The organism is Paenibacillus sp. FSL M7-0656 (assembly GCF_038003225.1).
Classification (GTDB): domain Bacteria; phylum Bacillota; class Bacilli; order Paenibacillales; family Paenibacillaceae; genus Paenibacillus; species Paenibacillus amylolyticus.
In genome coordinates, this window is the sequence record NZ_JBBOOT010000001.1 from 6,032,751 (window position 1) to 6,046,972 (window position 14,222).

At 47.2% G+C, this 14,222-nt stretch carries 15 protein-coding genes; 12 read left to right on the plus strand and 3 right to left on the minus strand.

Going from position 1 to position 14,222, the window contains the following annotated elements:
- Positions 1-183 precede the first annotated feature (183 nt).
- The gene (locus MHI01_RS26490; RefSeq protein ID WP_340984496.1) at positions 184-1,572 is read left to right on the plus strand and encodes a glycoside hydrolase family 30 protein; all 1,389 of its coding nucleotides are present in this window, start codon (positions 184-186) and stop codon (positions 1,570-1,572) included.
- Positions 1,572-1,976 carry an RICIN domain-containing protein gene (locus MHI01_RS26495; RefSeq protein ID WP_340984913.1) on the plus strand — a complete coding sequence of 135 codons (405 nt, stop codon included), beginning with the start codon at positions 1,572-1,574 and terminating at the stop codon, positions 1,974-1,976. Before MHI01_RS26490 ends, MHI01_RS26495 begins: the two co-directional genes overlap by 1 nt.
- Before the next feature lie 130 nt (positions 1,977-2,106).
- Here the strand turns inward: MHI01_RS26495 and solA are convergent, their stop codons facing one another.
- Complete coding sequence (solA, locus tag MHI01_RS26500; RefSeq protein ID WP_340984914.1) at positions 2,107-3,240, minus strand: N-methyl-L-tryptophan oxidase; 1,134 nt, start codon at positions 3,238-3,240, stop codon at positions 2,107-2,109.
- A gap of 131 nt (positions 3,241-3,371) precedes the next feature.
- Here solA and MHI01_RS26505 point away from each other — a divergent pair, with 131 nt between their 5' ends.
- The 6 genes from MHI01_RS26505 to MHI01_RS26530 all read left to right on the plus strand — a co-directional run bounded on the left by MHI01_RS26505 (position 3,372) and on the right by MHI01_RS26530 (position 8,009).
- Positions 3,372-3,929 (plus strand): GNAT family N-acetyltransferase, encoded by a 558-nt coding sequence (locus MHI01_RS26505; RefSeq protein ID WP_340984497.1) that lies wholly within the window; start codon positions 3,372-3,374, stop codon positions 3,927-3,929.
- Between the two features lie 110 nt (positions 3,930-4,039).
- Positions 4,040-4,795, plus strand: coding sequence for an exodeoxyribonuclease III (locus MHI01_RS26510; RefSeq protein ID WP_340984498.1), 756 nt, complete (start codon positions 4,040-4,042; stop codon positions 4,793-4,795).
- 232 nt (positions 4,796-5,027) lie between these two features.
- Positions 5,028-6,011 (plus strand): alpha/beta hydrolase, encoded by a 984-nt coding sequence (locus MHI01_RS26515; RefSeq protein ID WP_340984499.1) that lies wholly within the window; start codon positions 5,028-5,030, stop codon positions 6,009-6,011.
- Between the two features lie 47 nt (positions 6,012-6,058).
- Positions 6,059-6,205: a hypothetical protein gene (locus MHI01_RS26520; protein WP_340984500.1), complete on the plus strand. Its 147-nt coding sequence runs from the start codon at positions 6,059-6,061 to the stop codon at positions 6,203-6,205.
- Positions 6,206-6,237: 32 nt separating this feature from the next.
- Entirely contained in the window at positions 6,238-6,819 is a 582-nt protein-coding gene (locus tag MHI01_RS26525; RefSeq protein ID WP_340984501.1) for a hypothetical protein, read from the plus strand.
- Between the two features lie 212 nt (positions 6,820-7,031).
- The gene (locus MHI01_RS26530) at positions 7,032-8,009 is read left to right on the plus strand and encodes a diaminopimelate dehydrogenase (RefSeq protein ID WP_445744913.1); all 978 of its coding nucleotides are present in this window, start codon (positions 7,032-7,034) and stop codon (positions 8,007-8,009) included.
- A gap of 158 nt (positions 8,010-8,167) precedes the next feature.
- Here the strand turns inward: MHI01_RS26530 and MHI01_RS26535 are convergent, their stop codons facing one another.
- Both MHI01_RS26535 and gdhA read right to left on the minus strand, forming a co-directional pair.
- The gene (locus MHI01_RS26535) at positions 8,168-9,022 is read right to left on the minus strand and encodes a pentapeptide repeat-containing protein (protein ID WP_282320555.1); all 855 of its coding nucleotides are present in this window, start codon (positions 9,020-9,022) and stop codon (positions 8,168-8,170) included.
- 155 nt (positions 9,023-9,177) lie between these two features.
- On the minus strand, positions 9,178-10,563 hold the full coding sequence (gene gdhA, locus MHI01_RS26540) for an NADP-specific glutamate dehydrogenase (RefSeq protein ID WP_174806476.1): 1,386 nt from the start codon (positions 10,561-10,563) through the stop codon (positions 9,178-9,180).
- A 388-nt stretch (positions 10,564-10,951) separates the two neighbouring features.
- Between gdhA and MHI01_RS26545 the strand changes: the two genes are divergently transcribed.
- From MHI01_RS26545 to MHI01_RS26560, 4 genes are all read left to right on the plus strand, one after another.
- Positions 10,952-11,425 (plus strand): GreA/GreB family elongation factor, encoded by a 474-nt coding sequence (locus MHI01_RS26545; RefSeq protein ID WP_051449595.1) that lies wholly within the window; start codon positions 10,952-10,954, stop codon positions 11,423-11,425.
- A complete protein-coding gene (locus tag MHI01_RS26550) occupies positions 11,415-11,921 on the plus strand; it encodes a cation:proton antiporter regulatory subunit (RefSeq protein WP_036617317.1) in 507 nt (168 codons plus the stop codon). The genes MHI01_RS26545 and MHI01_RS26550 overlap by 11 nt, the downstream gene beginning before the upstream one ends.
- A 3-nt stretch (positions 11,922-11,924) precedes the next feature.
- On the plus strand, positions 11,925-13,130 hold the full coding sequence (locus tag MHI01_RS26555) for a cation:proton antiporter (RefSeq protein ID WP_017687037.1): 1,206 nt from the start codon (positions 11,925-11,927) through the stop codon (positions 13,128-13,130).
- 338 nt (positions 13,131-13,468) lie between these two features.
- Positions 13,469-14,185 carry an expansin EXLX1 family cellulose-binding protein gene (locus MHI01_RS26560; protein ID WP_036668609.1) on the plus strand — a complete coding sequence of 239 codons (717 nt, stop codon included), beginning with the start codon at positions 13,469-13,471 and terminating at the stop codon, positions 14,183-14,185.
- The last annotated feature ends 37 nt before the right edge of the window (positions 14,186-14,222 follow it).

Consider the following 14,222-nt stretch of genomic DNA (forward strand, 5'->3'; position numbering starts at 1 on the left):
ACCATCGGGATACCGGGTTATTTCCTGCGCAATAATAATTTTGTGTCCAGGAAAGTCCAAGGATAACAGCGATCGGCAAGTTGTTCTGACATCGGAGTGCTAGATACAAATATTCTTTAATTGAACTTATATCGTTGTGTTCATTCAAAGGGACTTAATCATATCCCGTAAGGAGTGAAGTGCATGAAGGGGTTGAAACAAATGAACGCATATGCTGCAGGAGCCTATACGGCTGTTGCCGATCCATCGAAGCAATATCAGACGATGGAAGGATGGGGGACATCCCTCGCGTGGTGGGGAAAAGTGGTTGGAGAATATTCCAATCGGGATGAGTATGTGGAGAAAATGTTCAACGCTAATACCGGACTCGGGCTGAATATCCTGCGGTACAACATTGGAGGCGGGGATAATCCATCATCCAATATCCTTGAATATCGCAAAGCCGTTCCTGGTTACCAGCCTTCTCCGGGCGTGTATGACTGGAATGCAGATGAAAACCAACGATATATGCTGCAAGCTGCCAAAGCTCAAGGCGTGAATGTCATCGAAGCTTTTGCGAATTCCGCACCTTACTGGATGACGATCAGTGGTAATGTGTCCGGTTCGGCCAATGGTGGTAACAACCTCAAGCCTGATTACTACGATGATTTTGCCGATTACTTAACCGAGGTTGTAAAGCATTTTCGGGATAACTGGGGGATCACATTTGATAGTGTAACTCCGCTGAATGAACCGATCTCGACGTGGTGGAAGCAGGGCAATGACCAGGAGGGCATGCACTTTGACCGGGCGGATCAGAACACAATTCTGAGTCAGGTACAAGCTTCGTTGAATGCAAAGGGCCTGTCCACAAAGCTGAGCGCACCGGAAGAATACAGTATCGATGATACCAATGTGTCGTTCAACAGCTACAGCAATGCGGTTAAATCAGCGATCACTCAGATCAACACTCATACGTATGGCGGAAGCAATCGTACTGCTTTGCGCAACACAGCGACGTCTGCGGGCAAACATCTGTGGACCTCGGAATATGGAGATGGGGATGCAAGCGGACTTACGATGTCACGGACCATCCTCAAGGATATTCGCAATATGGGCGCAAGTGGATGGGTGTATTGGCAAGCCGTCGATAGTGCAGAAGGATGGGGATTTTTCAAGAACGTGTTGAACAATACGCAAACGACCAGTTACACCGTGAACCAAAAATATTATGTTATGGGCAATTACAGTAAATTTATTCGTCCTGGATACAAGATTATCGGCATGAGTGATGCCAATACCCTTGCAGCTTATGATGCAGCTTCCGGCAAAGTTGTGCTGGTTACAACCAATTCGGAGTCGACGGATACAACGGTAACCTATGATCTCAGTCGTTTTACTAACACAGGCACGTCTGCTCAAGTATATCGGACCTCTTCAACAGAGAAGTTGCAGCAACTGACCAATATTTCAGTGCAAAACAAAACCTTTACCGCTACGGCCAAGGCCAATTCGGTCACAACCTACGTCATTTCCGGTGCAACTTACAATGGCGGTGTACAGGATATGAATCCGGGGCCATCTACAAATTAATCAACCGCAACAGTGGACTTGCACTCGATGTTAACGGTGCTTCTTCTACGGGTGGGGCAACAATCATTCAGTGGAATGATAATGGAGCAGCCAACCAACAGTGGAAGCTAGAGTCCGCAGGTAACGGATATTACAACATCCGCAATGTGGGCAGTGGGCTTTTGCTGGATGTGAATTCGGGTTCTACACAAGGCGGAGCCGCTCTGATTCAGTGGCAGGATAACGGGGGCAACAATCAACAATGGCTGCCAATTGATGTGGGAGGATATGTGGTACTTGCGAATCGAAACAGTGGCCTGACGGTTGACATCAATCAAGGTTCTCTGACCGCAGGTGCCTCCACTATTCAGTGGGCCGACAATGGCGGGGCCAATCAGCAATGGAGCCTAGTCAAAGTTAATTAGTGTGAGTACACATGAATTAAACGTTATTACGTGTCCTTTTTTCTTGGAGGTGCAGTGCTCTAAGCAACACTGCACCCTCAAGAAAAGTAGCTATTTTAGACATACATATATTCATCCACCCAGCTGGTACTTAACGAAAACGGGATAGGGTGAACCTGCTAATATCCTGATCCGTGTGCCCCGTTTGCACCAAGTCGGATAGAATCTGCCCAACGGCACTTGCAAACTTGAAGCCATGGCCGGAGAAACCGCCTGCGAGCCACACACGTTCATGGGCAGGGTGTCGGTCGATAATAAAATCTTCATCCGAAGTGAATTCATACTTGCACACACTACCACGTTTCAATTCTCCAGCTGCCTGAGGCATATGAAGTTCGAGCAGCCTGCGCAGATCCCCCTCGTCCGTTTCTTCCGTACCAAAAGGAGCCATTGTACTTCCTGGTGTCCACACCTGGCCCGTATCATGACGACCCATCTTCAGACCTGATCCGCCAATGCTTGGAAATCCATAATATGTACCTTCTTTTCCTGCCAGTGTAAAACCGGGGAAGTGCTCCTCGCCGTATAAAGCTTCTGGTGCATCAAACCATCCAACCGTTTTACGCACTGCCTGAATGGGGAGATCCACGAAAGGTTTTAATGTCTGAAACCAAGCGCCAGCGCTCAGGATGATTTGATTTGCATGGTATGTCTCACCACCGGAAGTCTGAACTGCCACGGAATGTGGTCCGTATTCGATATGCTCCACCCGAGTGTGTGTTAACAAGGTGGCACCATGAGCCTCGGCTGCTTTGCGAAAGGCACGAATACAAGGTTCACTATACAAATAACCCGCATCCGGTTCATACATGCCCTCGTAATGTTCAGGTATTGTAATACCTGGCCAGCGTTTCATCACCTCGGCTGCATGCAACGTTTCATACCGAATACCTGCATCATCTGCATGGCTCAATCGGTTGTGGAAGGAATGAATCTCCGGATCAACCACATTTATTACACCGGAAGGAACAAACAGTTGGTCTCCGGTCGTTTCCTCCAGCTCGTGCCATAACTTCTGTGCAAGTAATGCCATGGCAATATAGTCAGGCCCACCACTGTACACATGGCGCATCAGTCTGCTATCCCCGTGATGACTTCCTTCCGTATGCGGAGGATCAAAGGCATCGATTAATAAAGTTTTGTATCCACTGCGCGATAGATAATACCCAGCACTCATACCCATGGAGCCGGCTCCAACGATAATAACGTCATATGATTGTGTGATAATAGCACGTCCTCTCCTATGTATCCTTTTCTACAGTAATGCCTTAATAGAACATATTAATAGTAAAAGCTTGATGAAGGCAAGTGTAGTAAAATGGACTTCTACAATGAATGTTGCAAAGGAGACTTCGCATGAGTGAGCAATTTAGGTTTGATCTATTTCCATTAATTCAGACAGAACGATTCATCCTCCGGTCAGCTGTGGCTGGAGACAGCCATGATCTGCTCGCGTTATATTCCGATGAAGCTGTGGTTCAATATATGCCATTCACTCCCTTTGAATCCGTAGAGGATGCACAGGGTGAGATGAATTGGTATACGAAGATTTTCAAGGAACACACGGGTTTACGCTGGATGATTGAAGACCGTGAAACTCGTAAAGTGATCGGAACCTGTGGGTTCCTGAACTATGAAGATGTACATAACCGTGCAGAGATTGGATACGATTTGCGTTCCTCTTTCTGGGGCCGCGGTGTTATGACGGAAGTGGCCCGTGCTGTGTTACATTTTGGATTCACAAGCATGCAGCTCAACAAGATCGAAGCAAAGGTTGAACCGGAGAACGAGGCGTCAATTCACCTGTTACATAAACTTGATTTTCAACAGGAAGGTGTACTGCGGCAGCATGAGTTTGAGAAAGGCAGATATATTGACCTTGCGGTGTTCTCTAAGTTACGAAGTGAAATATAGGCAAGCTAGCCCCATAAGGATTCCAATGACTCCATCTCATTCCAGAGCCGTAAGGCTTGTCCCTCTGAATGAGCCCATGCTATATTGGAGGGATGTGAGGAGATGAGGATATGAAGCTGGTGTCCTGGAATGTGAATGGCTTAAGGGCATGTGTGACCAAAGGATTCATGGATTATTATGGGGAGAGTCAGGCAGACATTTTCTGCCTTCAGGAGACCAAATTGCAAGCCGGACAGATTGAGATGGACCTGGGGGAAGATGTTTATCAATATTGGAATTATGCGATCAAAAAAGGTTATTCCGGTACGGCTGTATTTAGCCGAATCAAGCCTTTATCCGTTCGTTACGGGATGGAGGAGGACAGCGAGCCGGAAGGACGGGTGCTTACACTCGAGTATGATGAGTTTTATCTGGTGAACGTCTATACCCCTAACGCGAAGCGGGATCTGACCCGGCTGCCTTACCGTCTAGAATGGGAGGATCGATTCCGGGGGTACATTCTGCAATTGGAGCAGACTAAGCCGGTTATCGTCTGTGGTGACCTGAATGTGGCTCATCAGGAGATTGACCTGAAGAATCCGAAGCCCAATCTGGGCAATTCCGGATTTACCCTTGAAGAGCGTGGCAAGATGACTGATTTGCTTGCTTCCGGGTATGTAGACAGCTTCCGCCATCTGTATCCGGATCGTACGGATGTATACAGCTGGTGGTCTTATATGCCTAAGGTTAGAGAACGGAACGTGGGCTGGCGCATTGATTATTTTCTCGTATCCAATCAATTGGCACCTAAGGTGGCAGATGCGCATATCGACTGCCACGTGATGGGCAGTGATCATTGCCCGGTGGGTCTTACGTTGCAACTATAGGTAAGGATCATCATGAGATAGATTGAGGTAAGAGTTTTAGAATACAAGTATAGATGAACTGCAAGTTTCCTGAATGGGAGATTTGCAGTTTTTTTGCGTCACAGGTAGGGGAGGGACACTGGACTTTGGTTGGGGAAAGAACTGGACTCGGGATTGTTTCAATCCCGCTATTTCTTGGGTACGATTGAAGCATACATATATAGATGAACCTTTGGGGTAAGGGGTAGAGAAGATGAAGAAGGGGTTACGGAGAGGGTTAAAAGTGCTGGGAGGCATCATGCTTGCCACAGGACTTTTGCTGCTGGCAGGTACAGCGTATGAAGCGTATCAATCCACGCAGGATATGAAGTCCTATCCCCCGCCAGGCAAGTATTATGAAGTGAGTGGTCGCAACATGCACCTCTACTCTGCTGGCAAAGGAGAGGTAACCGTGGTGTTTGCCTCAGGCTGGGGTACACCTAATCCGTATGTAGATTTCAGTCCGCTATATGACAAGTTGAAATCACAGGTGAAAATTGCGGTATATGATCGGTTCGGGTATGGATACAGCGACTATACGGATGACCCTCGTGATGTTGATACCATCTCGGAAGAGATCCACCAATTGCTGCGCACATCCGGTCAACGTCCCCCTTACATCATGGTCGGTCACTCCCTGGGGGCGCTGGAGACACTGCGGTTTGCGCAAAGGTATCCTGATGAGGTGGCCGGCATGGTCATGATCGATGGCGGAAGCCCGGAGTATTACAGTCGTACAGGCTTGAATACACCAGAATGGATGATGGATTGGTCCCGTTTTCTGGTGAAAACAGGCATCGCACGAACATTGCTGCAATCGGATCGCATGATGGCATCTCTGGTCATTGACCCAAATCTGGTAACGGAACCGATGAAAAAAGCCGTCACGATATCCACGCTGAGACATGCGTACAATGACAATGTCATGGAAGAGGTTCGAAATTCCAGAACAAATGCAGCGTGTGTGCTTGAGAACAAAACGAAGTTTGGCTTCCCCCTGACGATCCTCACAGCCGGTTCGGAGGAGTCGGATGAGGACAGTCATGCTTGGCAGGCCGACCAAGCGAATTTTGCTTCATGGTCAAGACACGGAACACAGCTGACAGTTCCACAAGCGACACACAGTATCCACAACAGTCAACCGGATATTGTCGCCGCCGAGATCATGAAATTAGTGACACCGTCCAGTGACCTATGAGTAACATGATTCCACAAATACATGATGAACAGGAGGAGGAGGGATGGATGAAAAAGTTTAAAGTAATCACCCGCTTCCTGTCCATTCTTGTAGTCAGTTGTCTATTGTCTCTAAGTGTATTATCTGTATCTGTGATATGGGTTAAAAATAACGTTCATGCGTTGCCTGTGATCCAGCCGTTTGAACGTGATTAGCACATGAAACTAAGAAGAAGGAGTGGTAACGGATGGTAAAGAGAAGGAAATATGTGTTGGCCTGTGCGGCATTAGCGATGATGGTGGCCTTGAGTGCTTGCAGCAGCGCGGCAGACGAACCGACAGGTGATACTGAGAAGGTGGACACCGAAGTTACCTCCGGAACTGGTGAACAAGCGACTAATGAAGGTGCAAGCGAAGCAACAACAAGTGCAGTGACCGAAACGGAGGGTACGACTGCGCCAACCGATTCGGATTCAGAGCGTGGTGAGGAAGCAACTGCTGGAACCAATGAGTTGCCGGAGAACTTGCCAAGTGATTTCCCGTTGCCGGAAGATGCTACGATTCGTTTAGCCAATTCTGGTGAGAATGAAGGCAATCAATCGGCCATGGTGATTTTCTCCACTGAACAAGATATGAAAACCGTATCCCAGCTGTATAAAGATTACTTCAACGCCAAAAAGTTGACCGATGCAGGTCAGACGATCGATGACAAAAATATTATCATTCAGGGAACCGATCCGGAAACGCAGGATGCCTGGTCCTTGATTGGAGGAACATTGGCGGGACAGGAAGGCGTCATTGAACTGACGTTGACCTGGACAGAATCATAAGCAGAAGATAAGGGCTATTTTTCTTTCCTGCTAACTTTCTTCCTAAAATAACGAATGAACGCCATAATACCTTGCATACGGAGCCGCATTATTGCTGCACCGCTGCAAGGTATTTTTATTTCGAACTGGAAACCTGACAGGTTACATGATATGTTATATCATTATAAACAGAGTAATAGACAACTATAGAAGAAGACAGGAGAGGATTGAACATGATTAGAGTGGGTATTGTTGGTTACGGTAACTTGGGTAAAGGTGTAGAGAAAGCCATTTCCCAGAACGAGGATCTGGAACTGATTGCTGTGTTTACACGTCGTAATCCGGAGCAGATGGTCGCTGAAAGCACAGAAGTACGTTTTGAGCATATCTCTGTAGCGGAGCAATACATAGGCAAGGTTGATGTTATGATCCTCTGTGGTGGTTCTGCAACCGACCTTCCAGAGCAGACACCAGCCATCGCCAAGTTGTTCAATACGGTAGATAGCTTCGATACACATGCAAAGATTCCTGAATTCTACAAGGAAGTTAATGCTGCGGCAGAGCAAGGCGGTCACGTCAGTGTCATTTCCACAGGTTGGGACCCAGGCTTGTTCTCCATGAACCGTCTGCTTGCACAGTCCATCCTGCCAGAAGGAAAAGAGTACACGTTCTGGGGCAAAGGTGTGAGCCAAGGCCACTCGGATGCTATTCGTCGTGTTCCAGGCGTTAAGGCGGGTGTACAGTATACTGTACCTGTTGAAGAGGTGATCAACCGCATTCGTGCAGGGGAGACACCAGAGCTGTCTACACGTGAGAAACATCTGCGTCAATGTTATGTGGTAGCAGAAGATGGTGCTAATCAGGATGAGATCCGTGAGACGATTGTGTCGATGCCTAACTACTTTGCAGATTACGATACAACTGTAACGTTCATTAGCGAAGAAGAATTGAAATCCGAGCATGAAGGTATGCCGCATGGTGGATTTGTAATTCGCAGTGGGGTTACAGGTGCTGGTCAAAAGCAAATTATTGAATTTGGTCTGAAACTCGACAGCAATCCTGAATTTACAGCAAGCGTACTTGTAGCGTATGCAAGAGCCGCACAACGCTTGAGCGTGGAAGGACACAAGGGAGCGAAAACGGTATTTGATATTCCGCTCGGTCACTTGTCTCCAAAATCTGCTGAAGATCTTCGCCGCGACTTGTTATAATTCTGATTCGTTCCAGTGATTTTATAGAAACAGCTCGTCCTTGGATGTATAGGACGAGCTGTTTTTTTGCTGTTGCTGTATACGATTCATACATTCATATGAATTGGCAGGTACTATCCTGCTTGTATCCCTGCCCGTGCTCTTGTGGAAATGGCACCCTACACCCAGTGTGAGGGAATGTTAAGATGATCCGGCAACTTGGTATTCACATTACCTTTGGCTGCATTAATCTGGGATTGCGTCAGGAAGATGCCACCTCTCAGGTCTGCATCGCCCAGATCCGTATCCCGCAAGTCCGCGCCAATCCAATCCGCATTTCGTGTATCTGCATATCGGAGATCGGCTGCGATCATTAAAGCCCCTCGGAAGCTTGCACCCCGCAGGTCAGCCCCTTTTAAATTGGCACCAAAAAAGTCACTTCCGGTACGTTTTTTACTCTTCTTCGACTGTCCTTGTCCTTGAGCGGTGGGTGGCACATTCGCGCGTACCATCTCACTTGCCTGGACCAAGAGTTGATTCACACTGGACCGATAATTGGCGATGTCCAGACGGAGGAGTGCCGCAGGCTCCAGATTGCTCAAGCGCTCAACCTCCTCATATAACTCACCAAATGCCGAGTGAAGGGATGACGTCTCCGGTCTCATCATCATTTCCTTCATATAACTGAGCAACTCGTGAAGTTGTCGCAAGGCAGGCAGACAATCGAACATCTCGTTTGCAGACTCTGGATGATCACGCCAATCTTTGCCCGCGTAGGTCACTTGGGACAGCTTCTGTCCAGCTCCGAAACAGTCGTATACCGTGCAACCTTTGAACCCTTTCTGCCGAAGCTGGGTATGGATACCGCAGCGATTGTCCGTGCGCAGATTGGGACAGGGTGTGCCGCTGGCTTTATCAAAAGCAAAGTCAGATGACTTGCCATAGGGCAAGGCAACACAGCACAGGCCAAAACATTGCTCACAGTCTGCGCTAAGATGAGGACTCGCAGTGCTGGCAAATGGTTGGTTAGACAATGTAAACACTTCCTTATAATAGTACAAATAGATGGAATTACGTCAGTACCACTTTACCATTGCATTGCGATTAGAGCAATTGAAGACAAGGAAAAAAGGGCAGTTACCCAAATGGATGGGAACGCCCTTTGATCGTGGAGAATCACGTATTTAAATTAAACTACACCTTGAGCAATCATGGAATCCGCTACCTTGAGGAAACCGGCGATATTCGCTCCGGCTACGAGGTTGCCTTCACAGCCATACTCTTCAGCAGCTTCTACACAGCTGGTGTAGATGTTCTTCATGATGTCATGCAGCTTGGCGTCTACTTCTTCAAATGACCAGGACAACCGCATGCTGTTCTGTGACATTTCAAGAGCAGACACGGCTACACCTCCGGCATTAGCCGCTTTGGCTGGACCGAACAGCACGCCTGCACCGTGGAAGACGTCAATGGCAGCCAGGGTGGAAGGCATATTCGCCCCTTCGCCAATGGCCTTCACGCCACCTTTGATTAGAAGGGCCGCAGCTTCTTCATCGATCTCATTTTGCGTTGCACATGGAAGAGCAATATCACAAGGGATAGACCAGATGCCTTCACAGCCTTCGGTATATGTAGCATGCGGGTGTTCTTTGATGTATTCGCTGATGCGAAGACGATCAACCTCTTTCAGACGTTTCACAGTATCCAGGTTGATGCCTTGTGGATCGTGTATGTAGCCACCTGAGTCACTACACGCCACGACTGTAGCTCCAAGCTCCTGTGCCTTCTGAATGGCATAGATGGACACATTACCAGAGCCAGAGACAACGACTGTGCTGTCTTGGAAGCTGAGCCCCTTGGATTGCAACATCTCCTTCACGAAGTACACACAGCCGAAGCCAGTAGCTTCCTTACGTGCCAAGCTTCCTCCGTACAGCAGACCTTTTCCTGTCAATACGCCTGCCTCATGCCCGCCATGAATACGTTTGTATTGGCCGAACATGTAACCGATTTCCCGTGCGCCTACACCAATGTCACCTGCCGGTACATCCGTATCGGAACCGATATATTTGTACAGCTCTGTCATGAAGCTTTGCGTGAAACGCATGACTTCCAGATCCGATTTTCCTTTGGGATCGAAGTCAGAACCACCTTTACCGCCGCCAATGGGCAGACCGGTCAAAGCATTTTTGAAGATCTGTTCGAAGCCAAGGAACTTGATGATGCCCGAGTATACAGAAGGATGGAAGCGAAGTCCGCCTTTGTAAGGGCCAATGGCACTGTTGAATTGCACCCGGAATCCACGGTTAACCTGAACTTTGCCCTGATCATCTACCCATGGGACACGGAATGTGATTACACGTTCAGGTTCAACAAGCTGTTCCAACAGACTATGGTTCTTATACTTGGGGTGTGCTTCAATAACAGGAATAAGGGAATCCAGAATTTCTTTGACAGCCTGATGGAACTCGTCTTCGTGCGGATTTCTGGCGACAACCGACTCGTAAACGGAATGAACATATTCTGCGGCAGTAACTTGAACGGACTCTGTAGTTTCTTTTGTTATCGTGGACACTTTTTCGATGCACTCCTTTATTGTGTTAAAGTCTGTAGAGGCTTATTTGCATAAATTGAATAAAAGTTTGTAGTTAAATATACAGGAAAGCAAATAAAAATACGAGATAAAAATTCATAAAATGTTTTTTATGTAGTAATTAAAATGTTCTATGGATCTACCATATGATGTGAAGAATTAAGTTATTAAATGGAAGATATGACCACAAATGATAATAAAAAAGCAAGTTAGACGAATATACTGGATTAAAATATTAGTTTTGGTAAGATGGTAAGAAGGTCTCGTATTCCGGGGTCTTTTTAAAATATAAAGGAGGAAAACAAGATGATGAAGAGAAACATGCCAATCAACATGGAGAACAAGGCTTGTATAGGGGGGGAAATCTACTATGAACCATAGGACCTCCCGCCATAATTGCAGAGAGAAGCTGGTGAGCCAGCTATTTACATTCGGTGAAGAGAAAAGAACATTTCTCGACGACTATTTCGACGCGCGTGATCCAGAGCGGATACAATTGGAAAAACAATTGTCCGCATATACAGAGTATGTGGAAAAACTGCTCCTGGGTCCTGATGAAGATCTGGACTCAGCTGTATTGATCGGCAGTCATATTGATTTTGAATATCTCGATTTTCATACGTCAGATTCGTTCATGATTGTCATGCCAGAGGATACTAATCCTGATGAGGGTCGTATTTCCTTCCTCTCTCCAGTAGGGAGTCAATTACTGCTTGGCAGTAAAGGGGAAGTTAGGTCTGTTCATACACCATCAGGTTCCATGAGAATCCGCATTACGGGGATCGAGCTGAGGAGCGAAACCTTGAACGAGCCGGCGCTAGGGGGTGCAGATCATGCACTTTAAAGAGACGGACTTACCAGGGATTGGACGTAAATACTGGCTGCATACCCGTAGTGGTGAGCATTTGGTCATAGTGATTCATAACGACGAGCGACGTGACCTGTTCCATATGGAGTCAGGGGATACACCTGAAGAGGTGGGTGATATGGTATCTCTGGTCACCCTGGACGATGATGAAGCCCGGGCGGTAGCCGCTATTGTTGGTGGTATGACCTATAAACCGAAGTTTCAGGATGAGCGTGAAGTGATGCTTGAAGGGCTGTTAATCGAATGGCTACGGATTGAGCCCCACGCCGCAAGCGTAGGCATGACGATTGGTGAACTGGATATCCGTCAGGCTACGGGCGCCGTAATTCTCGCTGTTGTGACCAAGGATAAGGAGAAGCATTTTAATCCAGGCCCGGATTATGCTTTTACCGCTGGGGCTACAATTGTAGTTGCCGGTGAACGGAATCAGATCAAACATCTCAAACAATTGTTAACTGATGGACGGACTTAGCCTATGGATATGCTCATATTCGAAGTGGGAATTGCCGTTGCGCTGATTACACTTACTGGGCTGATATCTTCACGATTACGATTTTCAGTCATTCCTTTCTATATCCTGATTGGTATGGCTGTTGGACCACATGCACCACAGATTGGCATAGTGGATTTACGTTTTATCGAAAGTTCGACCTTTATTGAATTTATGGGCAGGCTTGGCATTTTGTTTCTGCTATTTTATCTGGGTTTGGAGTTCTCGGTCTCCCGGTTATTAAAGTCTGGCAAAGCCATTCTGACCGGGGGCATGTTCTATGTTGGTCTGAATTTTGTCTCTGGATTGCTGTTGGGGTGGTTCATGGATCTGCCCCTTCAGGAGACACTTGTTGTCTGCGGGATCATGACCAGCTCTTCTACAGCCATTGTAGCTAAAGTGCTCGTTGATCTGAAACGCACGGCAAACCCTGAAACAGAGATTATTATGGGCATGATCATGTTTGATGACTTGTTCATCGCGATTCATATCTCCATCCTGACCGGGCTTGTGCTCAGCGGGGCAACTTCATTCTTAAGTGTTCTGTTAGTATCGCTGTCTGCCCTGCTGTTTATTGTGCTATTCCTGATTATTGGCAGGAAAAGCATCAAATATATTGATAAGGCACTGAATATCAAGTCATCAGAGTTGTTTCTGCTTACCGTCATGACACTGCTCTTCCTGGTGGCTGGTTTCTCGGAGACACTGCATGTAGCAGAAGCCATTGGAGCATTGATGATGGGGCTTGTGTTGGGCGAATCAAGACATGTAAGTCGGATTGAACATCAGATCATGCCTTTCAAAGATTTTTTTGGTGCAATTTTCTTCTTCAGTTTTGGCCTGACCATCGAGCCGGCTTCACTTGGCGGAGCTGTTGGGATGACGATTATTGCCGTTATTCTGACGATTGCCAGTAACTATGGTGCAGGTATGATCGCTGGCAGACTGGCTGGAATGAGCCCTAAGGCCTCATTGAATGTGGGCTTTACCCTGGTCTCGCGGGGCGAATTCTCCATTATCATGGCGAACATCGGCAAGGCCGGAGGGCTGATGGCATCCATCCAATCGTTTGCCGTGTTGTATGTGTTAATTCTGGCTGTGCTGGGGCCTATCCTGACAAAAGAATCTCCGCGGATCTATGCTCAGTATGCGCGGCTAAGGAAGCGGATGAAACGAAGGGAAACGGGTTGAGTCAAACGCTGTCTGTCCTAGCACAGACAGGTTATTCTGACCGTAGTGTTTAATAGGCGCCACACCATTTGGAGAGCGAAATTACTCCAGGGTGTGGCGTTTTTTTATTACTGGGAACCCATCCAATACAGCCTTGTTATTATACCTATTTCACCAAATTATGGTATGTATCCATATCTTGTGCGTGGTCGTGAATGTTCAAGTCCACGGGCAGGACTATAGTTGTGATTTGGTAGAGAGGGATTGAAAATAAGAACATATTATGTAAAATAATGTTATATTCAAATCTAGCAATTGAACGCACTATGTACACGAGAACGAACGAGGAGGAATAGCTCATGAACAAGAAAAGTAGATTTCAACGGTTAAAATGGGCTGGTACAGGGATGTTGCTCAGTCTCGTATTATTTGCTCTACCTGCATCTGCCGCATGGAACGATACATATCAGGGTTACGCGACGTATACAGGCTCAGGTTACTCGGGAGGTGCAGTGTTGCTTGATCCCATCCCGGCAGACATGAAGATTACTGCACTTAATCCGTTCCAACTCAATTATAACGGAGTCAAAGCCGCTTTAGCGGGAGCCTATCTCGAGGTGCAGGGTCCTAAAGGCAAAACAACCGTCTATGTAACAGACCTTTATCCAGAAGGCGCCAGCGGAGCGCTGGATCTCTCACCGAATGCCTTTAACCTGATCGGTGACCCAAAGGCAGGCAAAATCGATATCAGTTGGAAAGTGGTCAAAGCTCCAATTCAAGGCAACGTCTCTTATCGGATCAAGGAAGGCAGCAGTCAGTGGTGGGCAGCCATTCAGGTTCGTAATCACAAATATCCGGTGCTGAAGTTCGAAGTGAAACAGAAGGATGGTACGTGGCTCAATCTTGAAAAGCAAGACTATAATCATTTCCTCGGAACTGGACTGGGCAAAGAAAAACTAAACGTTCGTATTACCGATATTCGCGGTCAGGTATTAAATGACACGATCCCGGCTCTGCCTAATGATGGGTCAGGCGGTGCATATATCGTACCGGGCAATGTGCAGTTTCCCGATTGACAGATATACGAAGGTGTTATAAAAAGAAGTATGGTCA